Genomic DNA, 336 nt, shown 5'->3' on the forward strand with positions numbered 1-336 from the left:
TAATTAACTCAGTTTGCGAGTTGTTTGATTGCACTACAAAATTTGCTGCATTCATAACAACATCATCACGTAAACGATTTGCTACAACAGCGACTGCAAGCAATTCCTCAGCATCAGCTAAGTCACTGGTAAACTGCCACAATGCGCTAATTCTCTCAAATTCTGCATCAATATAATTAATAGATTGCGCAATAAAATCTTGTGTGGCTCTATTTTGAGCAACACTCGTGGCACCCAACTCACCAATTAACTTGGATTGCTGTAATGACAACCATCTTGGTATTGCATGCCGATCTACTGAGTCATCGAAATCAATCATTTAAGCAATCTTACGTG

1 protein-coding gene is annotated in these 336 nt (G+C 38.7%); it reads right to left on the reverse strand.

Annotated features, from left to right (window positions below; translation table 11 throughout):
* Positions 1–319 (reverse strand): hypothetical protein (locus HBA93_RS19765; protein ID WP_221724423.1); only part of this gene is annotated, 319 nt, incomplete at its 3' end.
* Positions 320–336 lie beyond the last annotated feature (17 nt).

This window comes from Ochrobactrum sp. SFR4 (genome assembly GCF_019730395.1).
Taxonomy (GTDB): domain Bacteria; phylum Pseudomonadota; class Alphaproteobacteria; order Rhizobiales; family Rhizobiaceae; genus Pseudochrobactrum.